At 53.0% G+C, this 24,911-nt stretch carries 20 protein-coding genes; 14 read left to right on the plus strand and 6 right to left on the minus strand.

Translation table 11 applies throughout. The features are described from left to right. Window positions 1-2: 2 nt before the first annotated feature. The 4 genes from ntrC to glnA all read right to left on the minus strand — a co-directional run bounded on the left by ntrC (window position 3) and on the right by glnA (window position 4,823). A complete protein-coding gene (gene ntrC, locus ABA45_RS03360; RefSeq protein WP_048384318.1) occupies window positions 3-1,427 on the minus strand; it encodes a nitrogen regulation protein NR(I) in 1,425 nt (474 codons plus the stop codon). Then, window positions 1,424-2,566 (minus strand): nitrogen regulation protein NR(II), encoded by a 1,143-nt coding sequence (gene glnL / locus ABA45_RS03365; RefSeq protein ID WP_048384319.1) that lies wholly within the window; start codon window positions 2,564-2,566, stop codon window positions 1,424-1,426. Before glnL ends, ntrC begins: the two co-directional genes overlap by 4 nt. A 118-nt stretch (window positions 2,567-2,684) precedes the next feature. Further along, the gene (locus tag ABA45_RS03370) at window positions 2,685-3,209 is read right to left on the minus strand and encodes a DUF4124 domain-containing protein (protein WP_048384320.1); all 525 of its coding nucleotides are present in this window, start codon (window positions 3,207-3,209) and stop codon (window positions 2,685-2,687) included. Between the two features lie 210 nt (window positions 3,210-3,419). Further along, window positions 3,420-4,823, minus strand: a complete 1,404-nt coding sequence (glnA, locus tag ABA45_RS03375) for a glutamate--ammonia ligase (protein ID WP_048384321.1) — start codon at window positions 4,821-4,823, stop codon at window positions 3,420-3,422. 521 nt (window positions 4,824-5,344) lie between these two features. Between glnA and typA the strand changes: the two genes are divergently transcribed. The 6 genes from typA to ABA45_RS03405 all read left to right on the plus strand — a co-directional run bounded on the left by typA (window position 5,345) and on the right by ABA45_RS03405 (window position 12,060). Further along, window positions 5,345-7,156: a translational GTPase TypA gene (typA, locus tag ABA45_RS03380; RefSeq protein ID WP_048384322.1), complete on the plus strand. Its 1,812-nt coding sequence runs from the start codon at window positions 5,345-5,347 to the stop codon at window positions 7,154-7,156. Window positions 7,157-7,290: 134 nt separating this feature from the next. Further along, entirely contained in the window at window positions 7,291-8,250 is a 960-nt protein-coding gene (gene pip / locus ABA45_RS03385) for a prolyl aminopeptidase (RefSeq protein WP_048384323.1), read from the plus strand. A 128-nt stretch (window positions 8,251-8,378) separates the two neighbouring features. Beyond that, window positions 8,379-8,831 (plus strand): D-aminoacyl-tRNA deacylase, encoded by a 453-nt coding sequence (dtd, locus tag ABA45_RS03390; RefSeq protein WP_048384324.1) that lies wholly within the window; start codon window positions 8,379-8,381, stop codon window positions 8,829-8,831. A 337-nt stretch (window positions 8,832-9,168) separates the two neighbouring features. Continuing rightward, window positions 9,169-10,164 carry a porin gene (locus ABA45_RS03395; protein WP_048384325.1) on the plus strand — a complete coding sequence of 332 codons (996 nt, stop codon included), beginning with the start codon at window positions 9,169-9,171 and terminating at the stop codon, window positions 10,162-10,164. A gap of 127 nt (window positions 10,165-10,291) precedes the next feature. Beyond that, window positions 10,292-11,104, plus strand: coding sequence for a DUF547 domain-containing protein (locus tag ABA45_RS03400; RefSeq protein WP_227506112.1), 813 nt, complete (start codon window positions 10,292-10,294; stop codon window positions 11,102-11,104). A 65-nt stretch (window positions 11,105-11,169) separates the two neighbouring features. Beyond that, on the plus strand, window positions 11,170-12,060 hold the full coding sequence (locus tag ABA45_RS03405) for a CYTH domain-containing protein (protein ID WP_048384326.1): 891 nt from the start codon (window positions 11,170-11,172) through the stop codon (window positions 12,058-12,060). 38 nt (window positions 12,061-12,098) lie between these two features. Here ABA45_RS03405 and ABA45_RS03410 read toward each other — a convergent pair whose 3' ends face one another. Then, window positions 12,099-13,271, minus strand: a complete 1,173-nt coding sequence (locus ABA45_RS03410; protein ID WP_048384327.1) for a potassium channel family protein — start codon at window positions 13,269-13,271, stop codon at window positions 12,099-12,101. 94 nt (window positions 13,272-13,365) lie between these two features. Between ABA45_RS03410 and glnE the strand changes: the two genes are divergently transcribed. The 3 genes from glnE (at window position 13,366) to ABA45_RS03425 (ending at window position 17,748) form a co-directional block, all read left to right on the plus strand. Continuing rightward, window positions 13,366-16,266, plus strand: a complete 2,901-nt coding sequence (gene glnE, locus ABA45_RS03415; RefSeq protein WP_048384328.1) for a bifunctional [glutamate--ammonia ligase]-adenylyl-L-tyrosine phosphorylase/[glutamate--ammonia-ligase] adenylyltransferase — start codon at window positions 13,366-13,368, stop codon at window positions 16,264-16,266. 72 nt (window positions 16,267-16,338) lie between these two features. Then, on the plus strand, window positions 16,339-17,265 hold the full coding sequence (locus tag ABA45_RS03420; RefSeq protein ID WP_048384329.1) for a branched-chain amino acid transaminase: 927 nt from the start codon (window positions 16,339-16,341) through the stop codon (window positions 17,263-17,265). 78 nt (window positions 17,266-17,343) lie between these two features. Beyond that, window positions 17,344-17,748: a DUF6165 family protein gene (locus ABA45_RS03425; RefSeq protein ID WP_048384330.1), complete on the plus strand. Its 405-nt coding sequence runs from the start codon at window positions 17,344-17,346 to the stop codon at window positions 17,746-17,748. Window positions 17,749-17,776: 28 nt separating this feature from the next. Here the strand turns inward: ABA45_RS03425 and ABA45_RS03430 are convergent, their stop codons facing one another. Further along, window positions 17,777-18,829, minus strand: a complete 1,053-nt coding sequence (locus ABA45_RS03430) for a glycosyltransferase family 9 protein (protein WP_048388635.1) — start codon at window positions 18,827-18,829, stop codon at window positions 17,777-17,779. 163 nt (window positions 18,830-18,992) lie between these two features. On the opposite strand from ABA45_RS03430, the gene ABA45_RS03435 reads away from it, so the two are divergent. The 5 genes from ABA45_RS03435 to ABA45_RS03455 all read left to right on the plus strand — a co-directional run bounded on the left by ABA45_RS03435 (window position 18,993) and on the right by ABA45_RS03455 (window position 24,905). After that, on the plus strand, window positions 18,993-19,709 hold the full coding sequence (locus tag ABA45_RS03435) for a 3-deoxy-D-manno-octulosonic acid kinase (RefSeq protein WP_198147047.1): 717 nt from the start codon (window positions 18,993-18,995) through the stop codon (window positions 19,707-19,709). Between the two features lie 172 nt (window positions 19,710-19,881). After that, window positions 19,882-21,252, plus strand: coding sequence for an O-antigen ligase family protein (locus tag ABA45_RS03440; RefSeq protein WP_048384332.1), 1,371 nt, complete (start codon window positions 19,882-19,884; stop codon window positions 21,250-21,252). Beyond that, window positions 21,236-22,540, plus strand: a complete 1,305-nt coding sequence (locus tag ABA45_RS03445) for a hypothetical protein (RefSeq protein ID WP_048384333.1) — start codon at window positions 21,236-21,238, stop codon at window positions 22,538-22,540. Before ABA45_RS03440 ends, ABA45_RS03445 begins: the two co-directional genes overlap by 17 nt. Window positions 22,541-22,576: 36 nt before the next feature. Continuing rightward, complete coding sequence (locus ABA45_RS03450) at window positions 22,577-23,263, plus strand: acylneuraminate cytidylyltransferase family protein (protein WP_048384334.1); 687 nt, start codon at window positions 22,577-22,579, stop codon at window positions 23,261-23,263. A 25-nt stretch (window positions 23,264-23,288) separates the two neighbouring features. Beyond that, on the plus strand, window positions 23,289-24,905 hold the full coding sequence (locus ABA45_RS03455; RefSeq protein ID WP_048384335.1) for an aldolase catalytic domain-containing protein: 1,617 nt from the start codon (window positions 23,289-23,291) through the stop codon (window positions 24,903-24,905). Window positions 24,906-24,911 lie beyond the last annotated feature (6 nt).

A 24,911-nucleotide genomic window follows, 5' to 3' on the forward strand; every position in this document is an offset into this window, starting at 1 on the left:
TCTTAGTCCGGTGAATCCGCCGAGTTCAGCTCCAGTTCATTGATTTTACGGGTTAGAGTGTTGCGGCCCCAGCCCAGTAACAGGGAGGCGTCACGGCGGCGGCCCGCGGTGTGGTGTAGGGCTGCGTTGATCATGATTTTTTCAAATTCTGGCAGTGCGCCGGTCAACAGATCACTGCGGCCGCGCTTGAACTCCTGTTCCGCCCAGAGGCTAAGGGCCTCCTGCCAGGTTTTGCCGGTGGCGCTGCTGGCCGCTTGTTGGCGCAGCTCTGGCGGCAGGTCGTCGACGTGAACTTCACGGCCGCTGGCCATCACCGTTAACCAGCGACAGGTGTTTTCCAGCTGGCGCACATTGCCGGGCCAGGGCAGGGTAGACAAGTAAGCCTCGGCGTCTGGGCGCAGCAGCTTGGCGTCTACATTCAGTTCTTTTGCCGCACGTTTGAGAAAATAGCTTAGCAGTTGCGGTATGTCTTCGCGGCGCTCGGTCAGCCGCGGCAAGTGTATGCGTATCACGTTCAAGCGGTGGAACAGGTCTTCGCGAAAGCTGCCGGCCTGCACCAGGGTTTCCAGGTTTTGATGAGTGGCGGCAATAATGCGCACATCCACCTTGACCGCTGAGGTGCCACCCACCCGGTAGAATTCACCGTCGGCCAAAACTCGCAGCAGGCGGGTCTGGCTGTCTGCGGGCATGTCACCAATTTCGTCCAGAAACAGGGTGCCGCCGTCGGCTTGCTCGAAGCGTCCCTGGCGCGTAGCTGCAGCGCCAGTGAACGCGCCTTTCTCGTGGCCGAACAGCTCTGACTCTACTAAGTCTTTTGGAATCGCGGCCATATTCAACGCAATAAACGGCTGCCCGTTGCGCGGGCTGTGATTGTGGAGGGCTTGTGCCACCAACTCTTTGCCGGTGCCGCTTTCGCCGTTAATCAGCACGGTAATATTAGAGTGCGACAGCCGGCCTATGGCGCGAAACACCTCTTGCATGGCCGGCGCTTCGCCAATAATTTCGGCGCTGTCTGCGGCCTTGTCATGAACGCTGTCGGTTTTTGCGCGACGTTCGCGGCTGTGGCCGGCGGCGCGCCGAACCAGAGCCACGGCGTCGTCCAGGTCAAACGGTTTTGGCAGGTAATCAAACGCGCCGGTCTGGTAGCTGCTTACGGCGCTTTCCAGGTCAGAATGGGCGGTCATGATAATCACCGGAAGGCCGGGGTGGCTCTCGGTAATGCGCGCCAACAGGCTCAGGCCATCTATGCCCGGCATGCGAATGTCGCTGATGATGACGTCGGGCTGCTCGTGCTCGAGCTGGCGCATGATGTTGTCACCGTTGTCGAAGCTGCGGGTGCGCAGCCCGGCCTGGGTCAGCGCTCGGTCCAGTACCCAGCGGATGCTGCGATCGTCATCAATAATCCAGGCCACTGTAGACGTACTCATGTGCACTCCTCGATGGGCAGATAAATAACAAAGTTGGTGTGTCCGGGTTCGCTGTTGCATTCCACCAGTCCATGGTGGCGGCCAATAATGCTCTGGGTAATAGCCAGCCCCAGGCCATTACCGCTGGCGCGCCCGCTGATCATCGGATAAAAAATATTCTGTTGCAGCTGTGGGCTGATGCCCGGACCGTTGTCTATGACGTCTATCCGGCAGACTAAACGGTGGCGGACCGGGCCTATGGTGAACTGGCGCAGGGTACGGGTGCGGAAGGTTATGGTGGCCGGTTCGCTGGTGTTGCTCGAAGAGTTGTCACGGTTGTGCTGGCTATTAAAGCTGTCAGAGTTGCCGGGCCCGTCAGGGCTTTCCAGGCAAGCTTCCATCGCGTTGCGGGCAATGTTCAAAAATGCCTGAATCAGCTGTTCGCGGTCAGCACAGAACTCCGGCAGGCTGGGGTCGAAATCCCGCTTGAACGTCAGTTTGCCGTGGCTTTCGGCCTCTACTAGCGCGCGCACCCGCTCCAGAACCTCGTGGATGTTGGTGCGAATGAGCCTGGGCGCTTTGTTGGGCCCCAGCATGCGGTCAACCAGGCTACGTAGCCTATCGGCTTCGTCGATGATCACCTGAGTGTATTCGCGCAGTTCGGCGCTCTGCAACTCGCGGTCTAGCAATTGCGCGGCGCCGCGTATACCGCCCAGAGGATTTTTGATTTCGTGCGCCATACCGCGCACCAGCACCCGATTGGTTTCCTGCTGCGACAGGATGTCTTCTTCACGATTAATGCGCAGTAACTGGTCGCGGCGCCAGATTTCCAGCAGCAAATCACCTTCCGGGTTAATCGGCGTTACCGTGTAATCCACGATCATGCGCGCGCCGTTCATCAACATGTACTCAGCTTCATGCTGACTGAAAGACCGCCCGTGGTCGGCTGCTGCTTTCAGCCGGCATTCGGTATCGCCGGCAACCAGCACAATATCGCTGAAAGCCATACCATGGCTGCGAGTTGCGCTCACTGCCAGCAAGTTTTCGGCAGCTGGGTTCATATAGTGAATAAGCAGATTACAGTCCATTACCAACAGAGCGGTGCTCAGGCTGTCAACAATGTGTGGGTAACCGGTCACCGAGTTTGAAGCGTTAGCCATAACAAGCGGGTTCGCTGTATTTGAGTGGGTCTGGTTTTGGCAGACGGCCTTGGTCTAAGAACAGCAAGAACCGGGCCAGGCTAAGAGCCATCAGTGTTAATCACATCCGGGCGAACGCTCAGTTTAGGCGGGAAGGGCGGTGGATGGTGAAGGTAATGCCAGTGCCCGAGCCAACCTGAACACCACTGCGGTTCACGATGTTGACTCCGGCTTGATGGGTGCCACGGTCAATCTTCTGCACCAAAATAGTGCCTGATGTGCTTTGGCCCACGGGCTGGCCGTCCAGGGTTACTTCGTACTTGTGCCCATCGCGCAGTTGCGGGCTGCTGATTACGCTGAATTCTACGTCGCCATTGCCGCTGTGGAACGCCTCGTTATTGCGCGGGTAAACAATCCTCACCAGCTCATAAAGGGAGCTTGGCGGCTGTTCCTGCTGCTGCGGCTGATCAAGCTGTTCTAAATCCTGCATTTTCGGCAGCGTAATGGTTGTTACCGGCCTTACCTGTATGGTTTCGGCTCCAGAAGAGGGCTCGTCAGAAAAAGTCACATTGCCTTGGGCGTCTATCTGGCGATACACCTCGGCCTGCGCCGCTCCGTTGATCAGCAACAGGGTTGCAGCAGCAATCACAATGGCCGGTTTCATACGCTTTCCTCGGGACTGTATATAAGCTTGATTATCAGCGCCTGGGCGCTTTATTTCAACGCCGCTGAATGGCCATGCAGACATAAAAAAATCACAGACACAAAAAAACCGGAGAAGCTGATGGACAGCCGCTCCGGTTTTTTGTGCCATCGCCTGGGCGTTGAGTTACCCCGAGCGCTGGCGATGTATCATCTGTGTGGTGTCACCTGTTTAGCAAGAATAGTAGAGTTCGAATTCAACCGGGTGAGTGGTCATGTTCATACGCTCTACGTCAGCGCGCTTAAGGTCAATATAAGCGCGAATCATGTCTTCGGTAAACACGCCGCCACGGGTCAGAAACTCGTGATCGGCTTCCAGGCACTGCAGCGCTTCTTGCAGGGTCTCGGCCACTTTCGGGATGTCCAGAGCTTCTTCTTTTGGCAAATCGTAAAGATCTTTGTCCATGGCATCGCCAGGATGGATCTTGTTCTGAATACCGTCCAGACCAGCCATCATCAGTGCTGAAAATGCCAGGTAAGGGTTAGCTGCCGGGTCTGGGAAGCGCACTTCAACGCGGCGTGCCTTCGGGCTGTTAACGTAGGGAATACGGATAGAAGCTGAGCGGTTGCGGGCAGAATAGGCCAGCATAACCGGGGCTTCATAGTGCGGTACCAAACGCTTGTAGCTGTTGGTGGCGGGGTTGGTGAAAGCATTTATCGCTTTGGCGTGTTTGATAATACCGCCAATATAGAACAATGCCATTTCGCTCAGACCTGCATAGCTGTCGCCGGCAAACAGGTTTTTGCCATCTTTGCTCATCGACATGTGTACGTGCATGCCCGAGCCGTTATCACCTACCACAGGCTTGGGCATAAACGTCGCGGTTTTGCCGTAGGCGTGGGCTACGTTGTGCACGCAATATTTCAGAATTTGAACTTCATCGGCTTTGCGGGTCAGGGTAGCAGCGCCAACGCCAATTTCGCACTGGCCAGCAGTGCCCACTTCATGGTGATGCACTTCAATTTCCAAGCCCATAGAAGCCATGGCGCCGCACATGGCACCACGCAAGTCGTGCAGGCTGTCGACCGGAGGCACCGGGAAGTAGCCACCTTTTACACGCGGACGATGGCCAGTGTTATTGCCATCAAAATCTTTGCCGGACGACCAAGCAGCCTCTTCCGAATGAATCTCGTACATCGAGCCCTGCATGTCGGTTTTCCACTTCACCGAATCAAACACAAAGAACTCGGGCTCGGGGCCAAACAAAGCGCTGTCGGCGATGCCGGTAGACTTCAGGTATTCTTCGGTGCGGCGCGCTACTGAGCGAGGGTCGCGCTCGTAGCCTTGCATCGTGGTGGGTTCCACAATGTCGCAGCTGATGTTAATGGTGGATTCTTCGGTAAAGGGATCAGCCACTGCGCTGGAGTCATCCGGCATTAGAATCATGTCCGATTCATTAATGCTTTTCCAGCCAGAAATCGAAGAACCATCGAACATTTTGCCGTCGATGAAAAAGTCTTCAGAGGCTTCGGTGGCCGGTATGGTTACGTGATGTTCTTTGCCATGGGGATCGGTAAAACGTAAGTCGATCCACTTTGCATCGTGCTGGGTGATCAAATCAATGGTTTTGGACATCTGCATGCTCCGTTGGGGGTTGTGGAAGACCATCTGTTCCAGGATTTGCGCAGCTTAGCAAATGCCTGTGTGGGTTACCTTCCTTTTAACCGGTTTTAGTCGCCTTGTCACGAGTGTAGTTTCGGCCTTTACATAATGCTAAGCAAACAGCTTGCCAGTTTCAATGTGGCCAAGCCTATGGGTCTGAACTCTACAAAATTGCGGGTTAGCGCGCGGGGTGTAAGTGCTGACTAAGGTCCACAAACGGCCACCTTTGCACCAGATTTGTGCAGCTTTCGGTTTTTCGCCTGATAATGGTGCGCAAATTGTTTAAGAAATAAACATTCACGCGCATATTATCGAAACCGACTTTTCGCTATAATGCGCGACCCTCATTGCTCTGGCGATTACTTTGTGCCGGAGCCTGGCCACGCCCAGTGCCAGCGAATGGGTTCATTTTATAGATTTGAGACGGTCTAGGTGAGGCCCAGCCTTCTTAAAGCCCTCTCAGGTCATTGTAAGCACGCCGCAGGACTAAAGTTGTGATTGAGAACCTTCGTAATATCGCCATTATTGCCCACGTTGACCATGGTAAAACCACGCTGGTCGACAAACTGCTGCGCCTCTCTGGCACCCTTGACCGTAAAGAGCTCGAAAGCGAGCGCGTCATGGATTCCAATGATCAGGAAAAAGAACGTGGCATCACTATTTTGGCCAAAAACACCGCGCTGAAATGGAACGGCTACGACATCAACATTGTAGACACTCCGGGACACGCCGATTTTGGCGGTGAAGTAGAGCGCGTAATGAGCATGGTGGATTGTGTGCTGCTGGTGGTTGATTCCATCGACGGCCCGATGCCACAAACTCGCTTTGTAACCCAGAAAGCCTTTGCTGCCGGTTTGCGTCCGATTGTCATCGTTAACAAAATTGACCGCCCGGGCGCCCGCCCGGACTGGGTTGTAGAGCAAGTATTTGACCTGTTTGACAGCCTGGGTGCTACCGACGAACAGCTGGACTTCCCGATTGTTTACGCCAGTGCGCTTAACGGCATTTCTGGTTTGGAGCATGAAAATCTGGTCGACAACATGGATCCGGTATTCCAAGCCATCGTTGACCACGTGCCGGCACCTAATGTTGATCGGGAAGGTCCCTTCCAGATGCAGATCTCGCAACTGGACTACAGCAGCTTTCTGGGCGTTATCGGTATTGGTCGTATTGCCCGCGGCAAGATAAAAACCAACACACAGGTGATTGCCGTCGGCGCCGACGGCAAAAAGCGCCAGGGCCGTATTTTGAAAATTATGGGCCACTCCGGCCTGCATCGGGTTGAAGTGGACGAAGCCCAGGCCGGCGATATTATTTGTATCAGCGGTTTGGATCAGATTCACATCTCCGATACTCTGTGCGACCTCAATAATGTAGAGGCTCTGCCGCCGCTGACGGTTGACGAGCCCACCGTATCCATGACGTTCCAGGTCAACGATTCGCCCTTCTGCGGAAGAGAAGGCAAGTTCGTGACCAGCCGTAACATCAAAGACCGCCTTGAAAAAGAGCTGCTGCACAACGTGGCCCTGCGGGTTGAAGACGGCGACACCATGGACAAGTTCAAGGTGTCTGGCCGTGGCGAGCTGCACCTGTCGGTGTTGATTGAAAACATGCGTCGTGAAAACTTCGAGCTGGCCGTAGGTCGCCCGGAAGTGGTCATCAAGGTCGTAGATGGCGTAAAGCAAGAGCCCTATGAAAATGTCATCGTTGACATCGAAGAGCAGCACCAGGGCCCTTTGATGGAGCAGTTTGGATTGCGCAGGGGCGAACTCACCAACATGGTTCCCGATGGTAAAGGCCGCATGCGCTTGGAATACACCATTCCGGCCCGTGGATTGATTGGCTTCCGGAACTCGTTCCTGACCATGACATCCGGCACCGGTATCCTGACCTCAACCTTCAGCCATTACGGCCCGATCAAGGCCGGTGATGTCACCAGTCGCCAGAACGGCGTGTTGGTTTCCATGGCCACAGGCACAGCGCTGACGTACTCGCTGGAAACCCTGCAAAGCCGCGGCAAGCTGTTCCTTGACCCGGGCCAGGCTGTTTACGAAGGCCAGTTGTGTGGCATTCACAGCCGCGATAGCGATCTGGTGATCAACCCGACCAAGGGTAAGAAGCTGGATAACATGCGCGCGTCTGGCAAAGACGAAGTGATTCCTTTGGTCCCGCCCATCAAGCACACCTTGGAGCAGGCGCTGGAGTTTATTGACGACGACGAGCTGGTGGAAGTAACGCCCAAATCGATCCGTTTGCGCAAGAAACACCTGACTGAAAACGATCGTAAACGCGCCGGCAAGAAGTAACGCTGGCAGCGTAGTAAAAAACCGGTCGCTGGAAACAGCGGCCGGTTTTTTTATGCGCCGTTCATCAATCGCGCCCCTGCTTCGCTGTAACTTCGCTACACTACCGCAATCATTCCTATAACTGCGGAGCTGCCATGCGCACCTTGTTCCCCGATATAAAGCCTTACGCCACACACCGGCTGGCGGTTGAAGAGCCCCATCAACTTTACGTTGAAGAAAGTGGTAACCCTGAGGGTATACCGGTGCTGTTTATTCACGGCGGCCCTGGTGCAGGTTGCGAGGATTACCACCGGCGTTTTTTTGATGCCGAACGGTTTCGCATTATTCTGATGGACCAGCGCGGCGCAGGGCGCTCAACGCCGCTGGCGGAGCTTGCAAACAACAGTACCGACCGTTTGATAGCGGATATAGAAACCCTGCGTGAGTTTTTGGGTATTGACCAGTGGCTGCTGTTCGGTGGCAGCTGGGGCTCCACCTTAAGTCTTGTGTACGCGCAGGCCCACCCTCAGCGGGTAACGGGCATGGTGTTGCGGGGCATTTTTCTGTGCCGGCCCGAAGATATTCACTGGTTCTACCAGAACGGCGCCAGCCGGGTGTTCCCTGACTATTGGGAAGATTACCTGGCGCAGATTCCAGAACACGAGCGTGGCGATATGGTGCCGGCCTACTACAAACGCCTGACCAGTCGCAATGAGCTGGAGCAGATTCAGGCGGCGAAGGCCTGGTCTATTTGGGAAGGGCGCTGCGCTACCTTGCAGCCCAATCCAGACGTGGTCGAACACTTTGGTCACCCCCGCGTGGCGATCGCCTTGGCGCGCATCGAATGTCACTACTTTATGAATCAGTCGTTTCTTGAACCCGATCAAATCGTGCGCGATGCCCACAAACTGGCCAACATTCCTGCGGTCATTGTGCACGGCCGTTACGACATGGTGTGCCCACTGGACAACGCGCTGGCTCTTAGCCGCGCCTGGCCACAAGCGGATTTGCAGATTATTCGCGATGCCGGCCATAGCGCGTCAGAGCCCGCCATTGTAGACGCCCTGATGCGTGCAGTGGAAAACGTAGCCGCAAAAGTCGAGCGGGCGAGCTAACAAAAAATCCGCCGAGAAAGATGACAAAGCCAGGTGTTGGCCCCCGTAGGGTTGCCATCCTGATCCAGCATGGATAAACTCTTGCCGGTTCGTAATAAACTGTCGACTCCCACCTACGGGGATTTCGAATGAAAGCACTGCTTCAGCGTGTGACAGAAGCCAAGGTCACCGTCAACGGCAATACCATCGCGAGTATTGGCCGCGGTGTTCTACTGTTGCTGGGAATCGAGCAGTCTGACACGCTTCAGCAAGCCAAAGACTTGTGTCAACGAACCATCAATTACCGCATTTTTCCTGATCAGCAAGGCCGCATGAATCTGAGTCTGAAAAGTCTCGGCGGCGGTCTGCTGGTTGTTCCCCAATTTACGTTGGCCGCCGACACCAGCACTGGCGGGCGCGCCAGCTTCTCCAAGGCAGCTGCACCGGACATCGCCCATGAGCTTTACAGCCTGTTTGTGGTGGAAGCTGTCAGTGCTCTGGGCAAAGATAAAGTGGAACAGGGTAAATTTGGCGCGGATATGCAGGTGGGGCTTATAAACGATGGCCCTGTCACATTTTTACTGCGGTCGAAGGCTGCATGAACAGCCGAAAAGCTGTGAAGATAAATTTTTTGATTATTAAATATGCAAGGAAATCTCAAAAAAACCCGACAAATGCACATTAAGAATTTGCAAAAGTTCTGTTGGTGTATTAAAAAGGGCAGGTAATGCGTCGCATGAGAAACGCTCGCTAACTCATTGAGAGCCAAGCCAGACAATAAGAAATAAGTAGAGAGTTACAACGTCAGTCAGAGTGTGTCACGAAAGTGACATGGAGTTTATGGATGATTTAGCTCACTTAAACTGACAAGTGGTACCTAAAATCGGGATTCATCTCGACGTTAAAACCTGAATAAAACCCTAAAAGGAAGACGTAAAAATGAAGAAAACACTGATTGCATCAGCTATTGCTGCCATTTCTTTCTCAGGCACTGCACTGGCAATGGAAAACGCCTCTGATTTGGCTGCAAGAATGGATTCCATGCCGACTGTGTACGGCAACATCCAATACGTTCTTAAGAACGTTGATGTCGAAGGTGCTGGCTCCTCTATCGAGCACGCTGACAATGGTTCAACCTTAGGCGTAAAGCACGAACACAAAATCGCCCCAGGCCTTACTGGTTTCTTCAAACTGGAGCTTGACGGCTTCGGCGCTGATGAAAAAGGTTCGCAAGGCTCCAAAATCGATGAGGCTTACATTGGTGTTAAAAGCGACAGCTTTGGCCAAATCTTGGTAGGTTCTGACGATGGCGTTTATGAGCGTGCTGTTGTTAAGATCGGCAACTTCCACGAAGTGGGTTCCGATATTTTCAATGCGGGCACAACGGGCGAAGGCGACCAGATTCAGTATCAGTCTCCATCATTCGGTGGCTTGGTTCTGGGCGCTGGCGTTCAAATTAATGGCGACGGCGAGTCTGCCGGAGCGTCAAAGTCCTATCCGTACCAGTTGTCTGCGACGTATGCAGTTGACGCTTTGTCACTGGCGGTGGCAATGGACAGCAACGAATCTGCTGTTGGCTCCAACGAAAACACCTACGGCCTGCTGGCCACCTACAACATGGGTGACCTGAGTGTGTCTGGCGAATACCAGACCCGCTCTGATGACAAAGACATCTTCGGTGTAATTGGTGTTTACACGATGGGTGCCAACCAGTTCTCCTTGTCTTATCAGGTTCAAGACGTTGACGCGACTGACGACAAGAATGACACCATTGTTCTGCAGGCTCTGCACAACGTGTCTGACAACCTGTACGTTTATGCTGAAGGCTACTTCTCTACTGCAGACGGCGCAACTTTCTATGCCGATCCTGATGGCACTTCCGCTGCCGGTGATGAGCAAACCATCGCGGGTGTTGGCGCTGTTTACTACTTCTAATTCAGCTACGTTAGTTAGCTAATTCAGTAGTATTGAAAACCGGTGATCCTTGGATCATCGGTTTTTTTTCATTTGCGTGAAGTTTGATCAGCAAGCCGGTAACGTACACAGCAACGTTGGAGGTGGTATGCGCGTTATTTCCTGTTGCTCTATGGCCTTTATTTTGGTCGCTTTTTCGTCGATGTGTAACGCTCAGGCCAATTCAGAGCCGGCGCTTCAGGCGTTCAATGCGCAATACGCAGAGTTGCTGGATCGTCACACGACCGTGGGTGAAAAGGTCTTTATGCAGGCGCGGATGGTCGACTATTCGGGGTTGTCCGGTGATCCGGCGTGGGCAGCGTTGGTTCAGGCCCTAGCCGAGTTCCCGATTGCAGGCTTGCACACGCAAGATCAAAAAAAAGCCTTTTACCTCAACGCCTACAATATTCTTTCAATGAACATGGTTCAGCAGCATTGGCCATTACAGACGTTGCGGTCGTTAGGCTCTATGTTGAATCCGGTCTGGGCCCACGATGCCGGTGTCGTGGGTGGCGAAACTGTCACGCTTCGAGCTCTGGAGAACGATGTTTTGAGGGCGATGGGCGACCCGCGGGTGCATATGGCGATTAATTGCGCCTCCATGAGTTGTCCGGATCTGCGACATGAACCCTACGTCTCTAGTCGTCTCGACAAGCAACTGGACGACCAATGCGTTCAGTTTTTGAAACAAGACAATAAAGGCATTATTCTAAATAAGCCAGATAACGTACTTCATCTGTCCAGTATTTTCGATTGGTTTGAAGGCGATTTTGAACCCTATGGCGGTGTCGAAGCGTTTGTTCGTCATTATCGGCCATATCTCGCTAAGGACCTGACACTTGTGCCCGACATTCCTTATGACTGGCGTGTCAACGGAGCGCTGAGCGGGCGCGACCTCAGCCGTCTGCGGGCTGACATGTAATCAGGGCCCAATGACAAGTATCTGCCAGTTTTGGCATGCATTCACCGAGTGGGACAAGCGCATTGATGGCACAAGAGCTGGAAATTAAACTGACCCTGCATCCGCAACAGATTCCGCTGGGATTGGCTTGGCTGCTAGAGCAGGCGGAAGCTAGCAAGGGCGCGTGCAAACGCCTGGTGAATACTTACTACGACACCCCCGACAATCAACTGAACGTTGAACGTATTGCGCTGCGCTTGCGTGAAGCTGGCGGGCGCACTATACAAACCCTGAAAACCCAGGGCGAATTTGTCAACGGCGCTCATAATCGCAATGAATGGGAATGGGAGGTTCCCGGCCCTAATCTGCAACTGGGCTTGCTGGCAAACACACCGCTTGCGGATAACGTGAATCTGGCGCGGCTGGCGCCGGTGTTTGAAACCAACTTTGAGCGCCAGGTGATTATGTTGGCGGACGATAACGCCGTTATCGAAGTGGCGGTGGATACCGGGGAGATAATCGCTAACGGTCAAAGCCGCGAGCTCTGTGAAGTTGAATTCGAACTAAAATCCGGCAACCCTGACAACCTGTTGATCTGGGCGCAAAAGCTGGCGCAACACTGCCCGGTGTTTTTGAATCTGGTGAGTAAAGCCGAGCAGGGTTATTTTCTGGCGGACGCACCAATGGCTCATGCACGTACGGTTGAGAATGCCGGTGAGAGTGCCGGCGAGGTAGCAGCCTCTTTGAACGCGCTGCTCCAGCGTTTGAGTCAGAGCTGGCTAAAGCAGCAATCTGTAAACATGAGAAGCCTGAACCTGAGCGCACTGGCGCACCTAGCCGCAGGCTGTGCCCCGAGCCAGGCCTGGTCAGAGCTTGTTGAACAACTGCAAGGCGGAACAACGGTCAGTGATCTGTTACAGCAGCCGCTGTTAGGCCAAATTCAGTTGGCCATGCTACAACACATAGCAGGCCAGTAGGGCGCCAATAAAAAACCGAACGGGAAGTTGCGGGTCGCTCAGGAATCGGTGCTATTGCTTTCCGGGCTGTTATGCCACGTTTTCAGAAACGTCCGATAGCGATCAAGAGCTTCTTTCACCACCTCCAGGTCCGGGGTCTCGATGGAACGTACCAACACAATCAGGCCTTTGCCTTTGATCGGTTGTTTGATCGGTGGCTGGCAAATCACCTCGCCATCGTCGTCTATGTAGGCCAGGGCTGTGCCTATGCTGTGACGAATCAAAGCGCTGACGATGTCGGCCCAATTCAGGTCTTCTAACAGAAAATCGTAGCGGTGGGGGTGGTCATGTTCATAGTTGAACATGTCTTCCAGTACTTTCTCCGAGCCGGGTGCCACCACCGCGCGCACCATAATTTCCGGGTAGGTGCGCACTGGCCGAATTACCGCACGTATGCCCAGCGCTTTCAATCGCCCACGATTTCTATCGGCCACACACTCTGCGGTGGTTTGGTAGCCCAGGTTGAGTTCACTCAGGCGGTGGACAATGTCGAACGTTATGCTGTCGGAATTGTCGTCGGTTTCCTCGGTGGCCAATACCACAATGTGCCGAGCGCTGCCGGCATGAACCGCCTGCAATGCAGACGGGTCAGACCCGGTGCCGTGAAAGTGCACCAGGCCCATATCGGTCAACTCGGGTGGCAAACCGTCGGGAAACTGGCGGGTGAGCAGCATAATAGGAACGTTTTCATAGCCGGGGTTGGAGCGTATTTGCGACGCAAAGCGCATAAAATACTGCTCGCCGCCGTGCTGCGGTGTGTTGATGATAACGATGTGCTCTTTCATTTTGTAAACCCAAAGTCCGCGTAGAATACGTTCCCGGCGATAAAACCGGTATTCGATGAAGTCACTGATAATCAGCGTGAGCACCGTAATGGCACCTATAAACAGCACGATAATCGTGCTTAAGCGGCCAATCAGGGTTTGCGGCGCGTAATCGCCGTAGCCTACGGTCGACACGGTGGTCATGGTAATCCATATCGATTCGAACAGGGTCAGGTCTTCCACCGTCCAAATCACTATAACCTGGAAGATTAACAGCCCAATTAACATCGCAAAAAGTGTTTTCATGCGCTTGCGAATCAACCCGCCCATAGGCAGGTGCGATTGAGCGTAGGATTGAGCGTAAGATTGAGAGTGCTCGGCGTTCAGTGGGCGAAGATTGCGTTGCATCCGGGCGCTGGTGTCCTGTGAGTTTGATTCGTTATACAGTACCTTTAATAGCGTACTAAACCAAAAATATAAAAGAGAAACAGAGGTTTGCTTTATGTCTCAGCCCTGGAGCGCACTGCCGCAGGTTTTGGCTGCCGACGTTGCCGGGCGCTGGCCGGGTATTTTCGCGGACGGCGTGCCTTCCTGGCTCACAGAGTCTGGCGCCGTTACCCACGAGCTACTGGCGGCTGCCATTGCCAACAGTCCTTTTTTGGGCCAAACCCTGGAGCGGCAACCCGATGCGGTGCGTGAATTACTGGCTTCGCGCTGCCTCAGTAAGCCCACCACCGCCGGTTATCTGCAACAGCGCTGGCTGGAATATCTGGCACACGTTAGTGACGAGCCGGGCCTGCATCAGGCTTTGCGATGTTTCCGCCGGGAAACCCAGTTTCGCATTATCTGGCGCGATCTACTGCGCCACGCCGACCTGGCCGAAACCATGGCCGCCACCAGTGTTTTTGCCGATATTTGCATAGATGGCGCACTTGGCTGGCTTTATGACAGCGCCTGCCAACAGTTCGGTACACCCTGGGGTATTAGCCCGGTCAGCGGCGAAGAGGCACCGCAAAAAATGGTGGTGCTGGGCATGGGCAAACTGGGCGGGCGCGAACTGAACGTGTCTTCCGACATAGACCTGATATTTGCCTTTGCCAGCAAGGGTGAAACCCGCAACGGACGACGGGCGTCAGACAATCAGCAGTTTTTTGTTCGCCTTGGCCAGCGATTGATTCAGGCGTTAGACCAGATAACCTCTGACGGTTTTGTATTCCGGGTAGACATGCGCCTGCGGCCCTATGGCCAGAGTGGCGCCCTGGCCCTGAGCTTTGCCGCGCTGGAAACCTATTATCAAGACCAGGGTCGCGACTGGGAACGCTACGCTATGGTTAAGGCCCGGGTAGTCGCCGGCGACCAAGAAGCCGGCGTGGTGCTGATGGAAAGCTTGCGGCCGTTTGTGTATCGCCGCTACGTAGATTTCGGCGCTTTTGAATCCTTGCGCAGTATGAAAGCCATGATTGGCCGCGAGGTGCGCCGCAAAGGTTTGGAAAACAACATTAAGTTAGGCAGTGGTGGCATCCGCGAAATCGAGTTTGTGGTGCAGGCGTTCCAGCTAATTCGCGGTGGCCGGGACCGGGAGTTGCAGCAGCGCGAATTACTGCGGGTGCTGAACGAATTTCTGGAGCTGGAACTGCTGCCGCCGCAGGTGATAAACGAGCTGCGGGCGGCCTACGTATTCCTGCGCAATCTGGAGCGCGCGCTACAGGGCATGGAAGACCAGCAAACCCAGCTATTGCCGGATACCGACCTGGCCCGTGCCCGGGTGGCGCATATTATGGGCTATGACAGCTGGCCGCCGTGCCAGCAGCAGCTGGATGAGCACCGGGCGCAGGTGGCTACGCACTTCAGTGATATCATCACCAGTGACGACGACGACAGCCCGCAAAACAACCTTGATGAAGGCTGGCAAGAGCTGTGGTTTTGCGAGATGGACGAGCCGACCGCCTTGGCCTGGCTGGTTGAAAAGGGTTTTGAAGCGCCAGAAGAAACCCTGGCCGCATTAACCAGCCTGCGCTCTAGCCGCACCATAAAATCACTGCAGACCCAGGGCCGAAAACGCCTGCAACAGTTTATGCCCATGCTGCTGGCCACCCTGACCGAAGTCGAAAATCCGTCCCATACTTTTGGCCGGGTACAGCCTGTAATAGAAGCCATATTACGTCGTACCGCGTATATAGTTTTGTTATTGGAGAACCCCGGAGCCTGTTCCCAACTGGTGTCCCTGTGCAGTGAAAGCCCCTGGATAGCGCGCGAGCTGGCCGATACGCCGCTGCTACTGGACGAGCTTTTAAACGCTGGAAGCTTGTATTACCCACCGGCCAAAGCCGAACTGCAGGATGACTTGAACCAACAGATGCTGCGCATTTCTTATGACGATCTGGAAGACCAGATGGAGTCTTTGCGGCATTTCCGCAAAGCCCACACCTTGCGGGTGGCGGCTGCTGAAATGAAAGGTACCCTGGCGCTGATGAACGTCAGTGATTATCTGACCTGGATTGCCGAGGTGGTGCTGGAACACGTGGTGGATGTTGCTTTTGCCAATTTGGTTAGTCGCCACGGCTATCCGCGGCGAGCCGATGGTTCAGTATGCGATTCGGATTTTGCGGTGATTGGGTACGGCAAACTAGGCGGTATCGAGCTGGGTTACAGTTCCGATTTAGACTTGGTGTTTGTCTATAGCGCCGACCCCCAACAAAGCACCGATGGCGACAAGCCTATTGACAACGCGGTCTTCTACACCCGTCTGGGTCAGCGCATTGTGCATATTCTGAGTACCCAGACACCCTCTGGCCAGCTTTACGATGTCGACATGCGATTGCGTCCGTCTGGCAGCTCAGGCCTGTTGGTAATCACCTTGCAGGCCTTTGAGAAATACCAACACACTGACGCCTGGACCTGGGAACACCAGGCTTTGGCTCGCGCCCGCGGCATAGCCGGGTGCCCGCGGACTCTGGAAGGTTTTGAACAGATCCGCAAGAGCACCCTGTGCCAGCACCGCGACCGTCTGGCGCTGCGCAGCGAAGTAGTGGCAATGCGTGAAAAAATGCGCGCCAGCCTGGCCACCCCCGCCAGCCGCCGAGCCGAGACGTTCCACGCCAAACAGGACCCGGGTGGCATTGTGGATATCGAGTTTCTGGTGCAATACCTGATGTTGGCCTGGAGCGAGAAATACCCCACATTAACCCGCTGGCCAGACAACATTCGCCAAATGGAGGAATTAGGTGAGGCCGGCGTATTGCCCGCAAACGACGTTAAAACATTGCGTGCGGCTTACATTGCGCTGCGCTCCGCCATTCATCGCCGCACTCTGCAAGATTTGAACAGCCATTTGTCTGGCGATGTTTTTATCGCCGAGCGGGATTTTATCCGTTCCATCTGGCAGCGAGTCATGATTGAATAACGGTCAAAACTTTCTTCGGTGATCCTGATAGAATACCGAACTCATAAAATTGTTTTTCTGGAGCAACCTAGTATGTCGATGGCTGATCGCGATGGTGTTATTTGGCTAGATGGAGAGATGGTGCCCTGGCGCGAAGCCAAGGTGCATGTACTAACCCACACCCTGCATTATGGTCTGGGCTGTTTTGAAGGCGTGCGAGCTTACAACACCGCGGAAGGCGCCGCTATTTTCCGCATGAAAGATCACACCGACCGGCTATTCCGTTCAGCTCACATTCTGAATATGAAAATGCCTTTCAGCAAAGACGAAATCAACGCCGCCCAGTTGTCTGCGGTACGGGACAACAATCTGGACGAAGCCTACCTGCGCCCAATGGTATTTTATGGCTCCGAAGGTATGGGCCTGCGCGCTGATAACCTGAAAGCGCACGTAATGGTAGCCGCCTGGGAATGGCCGTCTTATATGGCGCCAGAGGCCAAAGAACTCGGTATCAAGGTACGCACCTCGTCTTATACCCGCCACCACGTGAACATTACCATGTGTAAGGCGAAGGCTAACGGCAACTACATTAACTCTATGCTGGCGTTGCAAGAAGCCGTGTCCAGTGGTTGTGAAGAAGCCCTGATGCTGGATAACGAAGGCTATGTGGCCGAAGGCTCTAGCGAGAACTTCTTTATTCTTCGCAACGGCGTGCTACATACACCGGAACTGACCTCCTGCCTGGAAGGCATCACCCGCCAGACTATTCTGGACTTCGCCAAAGAACTTAACATTGAGGTGAAAGAGCGTCGCATCACCCGCGACGAAGTCTACGTAGCTGAAGAAGCCTTCTTTACCGGTACCGCAGCCGAAGTGTTGCCTGTCCGCGAGTTAGATGGCCGCGTCATTGGCGCCGGCAAGCGTGGCCCGCTGACCGAAAAACTGCAGACCATGTTCTTTGATGCCGTGAAGGGCAGGTCGGCCAAGCATATGGACTGGTTGTCAGTCGTTAAGAGCTGAAAACCTAAAGTGCAAAAGCCGCTGTGCGTTGTGCACTGTGGCTTGCTGTTCTAATGATTGATTTTGCAGGTGTAGGAAATGGTAGATGTCATAAAGGTCCCGGTTTCTTTTGGCGAGGTTCTCGACAAGATCACAATTCTTGAAATTAAGTCGGAACGCATCAAAGATGACGCGAAGCTTAAAAACGTCAAGTTGGAACTGAACGAGCTAAACGCAACATGGACCGATGCAGTCAGCGACCAGAGCGCCATCGCGCAACTGCGGCAGCAACTCAAGGCGGTCAATGAAGAGCTTTGGGTGATTGAAGACGATATTCGCGACCAGGAGGCCGACCAGAATTTTGGTGCCCGTTTTATTGAATTGGCACGGGCGGTTTATGTCACCAACGATAAGCGCGCGTTTTTGAAAAAAGACATCAACCTGGCGCTGGGATCGCGCTTTGTTGAAGAAAAGTCCTATCAGGATTACACCGCCCGCAAGTAATTGCTTCTCTCCACAGTCACGCCCGGAGTCAGGCCCCGCGTTCTGGCTCCGGTCGCTTTGCCTGTGTCCACTTGTCCAACATGTCAGTGGCGTCTGTCACTTTAATCAACTCCATGGCGCCTTCAAACTCTGCTTTTGTGCCCCAGCGAGCGTCAGTGACTGTTTTTCCGGTGAACTTCTGCAACGCCTCCGGGTAACGATTAACGCACCAGGCTAACGAATTATAGGGCCCCGAGCGTAATGGGTTGCTTGCGGCGAACAGTCCCAGAACATCGGTACCCATGGCGCTGGCAATGTGGCCCGGCCCGGTATCCGGTGCGACCACGATATCGGCCCGTTTTAGAATGGCAGTAAGCTGCTTCAGAGTGTCCTTGCCACAGATATTAACCGCTGTTTCTTGCATTGCCTGCGCAATAGTCTCGCAATACGCGATCTCAAAAGGTGCAGGGCTGCCCACTAGCGTTACTTGCATGTGATGCTGGCGAATCGCATAATCCGCCAGCTGCGCGTAGCGCTCGGCCGGCCAGTTTCGTAATTTGTGACTGGCGCAGGGGCTGATGACCATGTTCGCGCGATCGTGCGCTAAATGAGCGTCGGCAAAGGCGGTATCGCTATCGGTCAACGGAATTTTCCAGCGCGGGGGAGCTGGCTTCAGCCCTAAGGGTTCAAGAAAGCTGGCCAGGCAGTCGCGCACGTGTTGTTGCTTTGCCGGGGCAATACGGCGGTTGATGAACAAACTGTGCAAGTCTTTACTGCGAGCTTTGTCGTAGCCGATGTTGATCTTCGCAGGTATCAGAGCTGCAGCCAAATTTGCCCTCAAAGCCACCTGCATATGCAAGAGTGCATCAAACTGACGGCCTTTCATTTTCACCCGCAAGTCAGAATAAACCTGGCGGCCAGCTTTTTTGTCAAAGATGATGAGCTCAACGCCGGGTAAATCGCCAATTAGCCGAGCTTCAATTTTACCAATAACCCATGTGATTCGGATACCCGGAATTTGCTCTTGCAGGCTAAGGACGACAGGGATGATATGGGTTACGTCGCCGATGGCGGATAAGCGCAGAATACAGATTGAGTTCAGGTTGTTGGGACGCGGTTGCTTGTTCAAGTTACTGTCCGTTGTTATTCTTTAACAGGCGGTTGTAGTGCCGAGGGGAGAGCGTTGGTAAACTACCCGTATTCTAACGCACTCCCCTGCCAAGGTCTTGCGATCTCCGGTAAACCTATACTGGGTATTTATGGTTATGGTGTCAGTACTCCGCGCCCCAGGTTGCGAAAACATTGATGAGAAGTGGTTTGCGCCGATGTACTGGGGCGAGAAAGCCGTGCCTGTGTCGGGTGGAGGCCGTGGTAGCGCGTGGTTTGTTCGCTCACCCAATGGACCGCTTGTCCTAAGGCATTACCGGCGGGGCGGACAGGCAGCTCTGATCTCTGTGCGACGGTACTTCTATGCAGGTTACGACAATGCACGATCATTCGCCGAGTTTCGGTTACTTAACGAGTTGCATGATAAAGGGCTCCCCGTGCCCAAGCCGGTCGCGGCGCTAGTCACACGCCATGGCATACTTTTTTATGAAGCGGCAATTCTGATCGAAAGAATTGAGGGGGCACTACCCTTGCAGGAGCATCCGAAGCTGAGCGAAAAAGATCTCTGGTGCCGGGTTGGGCAGGCTATAGCGCGGTTTCACTGCGCAGGGTTGGACCATGTGGATCTTAACTGCGACAACATTCTGGTGAGGGATGATCAGGTATTCCTTATCGACTTTGACCGATGCAAGTTGCATACCGAAGCGACATTCTTTAACAGTTGGCGGGCGAGCAATTTGAAACGTTTGCGTCGTTCGGTAGAGAAGCGCTGCTCACAGATTCCTGAAGCTCGGCTAAACACTTTGTGGGATGGGCTTATAGCCGGCTATCAACAAGCTATAAACCCTGGGCAATTGAGAAACCCGCAGGGTTAATAGCCAACATAAAATTGATCGAAGAACTCTAGGCAGCTATTTGGGTATACCGTCGAAACCATCCCGCAGTATGATGAAATGCTCAGTTAAAACTCTCTCAATACCTTCCGGAAGTATGTTGCAAAAAAATCGCACATCACTTGAACATTAAAACGCGCAGAAAAGAATATCAATGCAAAGCAAAACGTCGATTGATCAGAGTGATGCCACTGTGGAGAGTGCCGAAAACCGGCACGCCTTTTTTTTCCATTATTCGGAAAATGCGTGGGATAGAGTTTTGGAGTTTTTGGCATTTATTTCGATAGGTTCCTACCTTTTTCTGTATGTTCTTATCCCGGACGCCTATGCGTTCGGTCCGATGCTATTGCTTCTTGTGGCCTTGTTTGGTTTTCGATGGAGGAAGATGCTGCACCACGTCGATGATCAAAGCCGATGGTTAATCAGCGTATTATTACTTTATTTTTTAGGTCAAACCATTCCACTGATTATCCATGGTGAAGACATTTCCGAGTTTGATCTTTCGGCTCGTTATATTGCCGCATCACTCGTTCTTTTGGTCGTTTTAAAATATACGATTAGCGCTCGCTGGTTCTTTTCTTTGGCTGCGACGGGTGCCTTGGTGGCTGGTATTTTTGCGTTCTACCAAGCCGAGTTCCTGGGAGTTTCGAGAGTGACGGCTTTTGATAATCCGATTCATTATGGAAATGGCGCGATGGCGATGGCCCTGCTTGCGATGGCGGCTATCGGTTGGGCGATGAAGCAGAATTACCGATTTTTCTGGATTGCTTTGTTATTTGGTGGGTTTGTTGGTGGAATGTATGCTTCTTTGATGTCAGCAACTCGAAGTGGTTGGGTCGCGATACCAATCATTGTGCTTACGGGATTATACGTTTACTGGCAGCCACTGCTTCGAAGAAAAGTGCTTTCATTGGTGCTTCTCATGGTTGTCGTTGTGGGGGTCGGATCTGTATCACAAGTAGACCTGGTGGAGCGAAGAGCCGCAGTCGCTATCGATGAGTTTGTTGATTACTACGAAGAGAACCGCAACGACACCTCGGTAGGTCTGCGGCTGGACATGTGGAAAGCCGGGTGGCTGGCCTTTCAGGAGAATCTCCTAATTGGTGTTGGGCCTGCTGGCACTGATGCCGTTGTCGACAAGCTTGTATTATCGGAGGAAATACATCCTGCTGTTCAGAATTTCCGACACTTGCACAACCAATATATCGATAACTTGGCACGATATGGTTTGATCGGACTTATTTGCTATCTTCTCCTATTGGCTGTGCCGTTCGTTCTGTTCTTGAAAAAAACCCGATCTGATGTCACATCCGTGCAAGCTTTAGCGCTCGGAGGTTGTTTTTTTGTCGAATTGCATGCTGTTGTGAATCTCACGCAGAGTATGCTTGAGAGGAATATCGGCGTGATGATGTTTGCGCTCATGATTGTTTTTATCTGGGGCGCGATACGGGGTGAGGAAGTACGAACAAAAGATGAGAGCGAACAGGAAATTGCCGGCAGGAGTCATAATGTCACTTTGGATTGAGAATGCTCGCTATTTGCTCCGAAGAAAATCCCTGCAGAATCGAGATTATCGCCTTTCAATTCTGGCGACTGGTTTTAAACGTGCGTTCAAGAACTTTGATAAAGAGATGTCTGCCCGAGGTTGTCAGCAGATCGAACGGATTCTCGTAAGGACAGGAAATCAACGTTTGAGGTGCGTAAGTAGCCAGTGGTGGACTGCATTTTCGGATGCAGTGGCCGCAAATGACGCGGACTATGCAGATAAAGAAGCGAGGATGCTGGAGCTCTGCGCGGCGTTGCCAAGAGGAAGCTTGCACTCGGGTGATTGGCTTGAACTGTATCGCATTTGCCTGATTTCTGGTCTTTTTGTCGTTGGTATTAACCTTCGTCAGCGTGCTGAGGACCTCGCGTTGAAAGAGGCAAGTGCTGTCGGTGCTCCAAAAAGTGTGGTGCGGCGAGCACTTTCGGTGATGATCGAACGTGGCAACTTTGATGAGGCTCGACGCCTGTTGCAGGTGCTTCACGAAAAAAAAGATGCCCCAGATCTACTTGAACACGCATGCTGGCTACTGCAGTTGTTGAGTGGCGAAAAACCCTTAGCTTACGTTCCGCCAGACCGGTCTCCGGTTGAGACCAGTACTCTGCAATCTATGCGAGGCGCCCAAATTGCATTGGTAGGGCCAGTTCCGGTTAGTTCAAAAAATGGCTCCGAGATCGATGCGTTCGATCTTGTTGCGAAGTTTAACTATCGAGGTGGGGTAGGCGGGTTGGACCCTGAGACTCAGGGGCGGCGAGTGGACATTGCCTACTACAATCTTCAGCAAGCGAAATTTATAGCTAGAAAATCAGACCCTTCCTTTTTTTCTGAAGTTTCTTTCCCCGTATTCATCAAGGATAAAGGATCTAGGCTTCTTGGTCGTTGGACTGCCAGCGGGCGAGTTCTTTTAAACCTTCAATGGCTGCTTTTTGACAGCGAGCTGAATGCCGGGCCTAATGCCATCTTTGATTTATTACGGTTCTCGCCCTCGAGTATCAAGGTTTTCAATACTGATCTTATGCTCACAGCCGGGCGGTTTAAGGGCTACTCGCAGCCGGGCGGCGAGGAGATTAATTATTCACACTCGTTTGCCAAAACCCATGATCCGCTGATGCAGTTCCGTTGGGTGAAATTGGCGTGGTCATGCGGCCTGATAGATGGCGATGATCGTTTCCGGGATGTGATGAAGATTGATGAGGCTGCATACATCAGACTCCTTCAGGACGGGCATGGAGCGATAGCCAGGGAAAATTTGAGGGGCTGGGCTACGTAAATTCTTTTTTACAATGAGTGGTTTAGGAGCGGCAAATTGACGATTACCTGTTTTCTGCCCTGCCGGAAAGGTAGTGAGCGAGTGCCTAGAAAGAATATTCGGCCAATTGCGAGTAAACCGTTCGGGTTGCTGGAAATAAAACTGGAACAGCTTCTTTCCACTACGATGATTGATCGGATTATTCTCTCAACTAATGACGAGGAAATCATGGATTTTGCGGCGTCTTTGGGGAACCCCCGTCTCGACGTGAGATTGCGAGACGAGTCGCTTGCATCCAGCATTACGAGTACTGACGAGCTAATCGAGTATGTTAGTTCTCTGATAGATGACGGACACGTGATTTGGACTCATGTGACATCGCCGTTTCTTGATGCTGATGTTTATGATGAACTATTGAAAACGTATTTGCGGGAGCTTGATAACGGGTATGATTCTTTGATGACGGTTACCGAGCTTCAGGGTTTTATCTGGGATGACGCAGGACCGGTGAATTATGACCGTGGCGTGGAAAAGTGGCCAAGAACTCAAACCTTGACTCCGCTTTACGAGGTTAACAGCGGAGCGTTTGTCGCCTCCGCGAGCGTATACAGTGAGCGTAAGGACAGGATTGGGGGTAACCCGTTCAAGTACAAGCTCGACAAAGTTCGGGGTTTCGATATCGACTGGGAAGAAGACTTCCAAATTGCGGAAGCCTTGATGTGTGCAGGTGTTTCTCGAGTTTGAAAACGGCTTCAGGTGTTTTATTCCTATGAACGACGCAAATATCACATTTATCGACTGCACACTGCGTGACGGTGGCTATTATAATGCGTGGGACTTTGACCCAGGATTGATTGTTAGATATCTGGAAGCCATGGGAGCTTCCGGTGTTGATGTTGTCGAACTCGGTCTCAGAACACTTCGTGCGGGAGGGTTCAAAGGCGCTTGTGCCTTCTCAACCGATCAGTTTCTCCGCAGTTTGCCAATTCCAGAAAATCTGTCGGTCGGAGTAATGATCAATGCGACTGAGCTGCTCGACGGCCCGCCTATGGAGGAAAGCCTGAAACGAATGTTTCCGGTAAGAGCCGAGGAATCGCCGGTCGATCTCGTGAGGGTTGCGTGCCATGTTCACGAATTTTCTAAGGCTCTGGGCGCGAGCATATGGCTTCATGATATGGGTTATCGAGTTGGATTCAATCTTATGCAGGTCGCTGATCGGCAGCAGTCAGAGGTCGAAGAGCTTGCTCACGAAGCGTCATCCTATCCAATAGATGTGCTGTATTTTGCCGACAGCATGGGGAGTTTGGGGCCGGAGCAAACACTCATAATAATACGCTGGCTTCGTAACCAATGGAGCGGCGCGCTGGGAGTTCACACTCATGACAACCTCGGGATGGCGCTGCAGAATACGTTGGCAGCGATCTCTGAAGGGGTTGTTTGGGTAGACTCCACCGTCACTGGGATGGGGCGTGGCCCTGGTAACGCCAGAACCGAAGAACTGGCCATCGAAATAGCGGCTTTACGCCACAAAAGAATTAGCCTTGTACCCCTGATGCAACTAATTCGGCAAGATTTTCGGCCCATGCAGAAGCGTTATGCGTGGGGCACCAATCCCTATTATTACTTGGCTGGAAAATACGGAATTCATCCAACTTACATTCAGGAAATGTTGAGTGACTCCCGTTACGATGAGGAGGATATTCTGGCAGTTATCGAGCACTTGCGGGTTGAGGGCGGGAAAAAGTTCAGTGTAAATACCTTGGGTGCTGCCAGAAATTTCTACGGTAAGAACCAAGATGGCGATTGGAGTCCCACAACGCTTCTTGCGGATCGGGAGGTGTTACTCCTCGGCACCGGGCCGGGAGTGGAGCGACACAAATGGGCGTTGGAAACGTATATCCGGGAAAAAAAGCCGGTGGTAATTGCTTTGAATACCCAAGCAGCTCTGGGTTCGAACTTAATTGATTTGCGTGTGGCTTGCCATCCTGTTCGTTTGCTGGCTGATTGCCATACCCATACAACTCTCCCGCAGCCGCTAGTGACTCCGTGGTCGATGCTATCAGGTGATGTGAAAGAGTCTCTTGCGAATAAGAAGGTTCTCGACTTCGGCCTCGCTATTGAGAATGGGCGTTTCGCATTTGGTCAGTTTTCGTGCACTTTGCCGACGTCCCTGGTGGTTGCTTATGCATTAGCTATAGCGGCAAGTGGCAGTGCCAGCAGAGTATTGATGGCGGGTTTCGACGGGTATCCTGCAGATGACCCGCGAAGTCGCGAAATGCAGGAACTTCTTGATCTCTATCAGAGCACTGCCGGCGCGCGACATCTTGTGTCTGTTACACCAACCCGGTATTCGATATCCAAAGAATCAATTTACGGAATGGGTTGAAACTCA

Origin of the sequence: Marinobacter psychrophilus (assembly GCF_001043175.1) — a bacterium.
GTDB lineage: Bacteria > Pseudomonadota > Gammaproteobacteria > Pseudomonadales > Oleiphilaceae > Marinobacter > Marinobacter psychrophilus.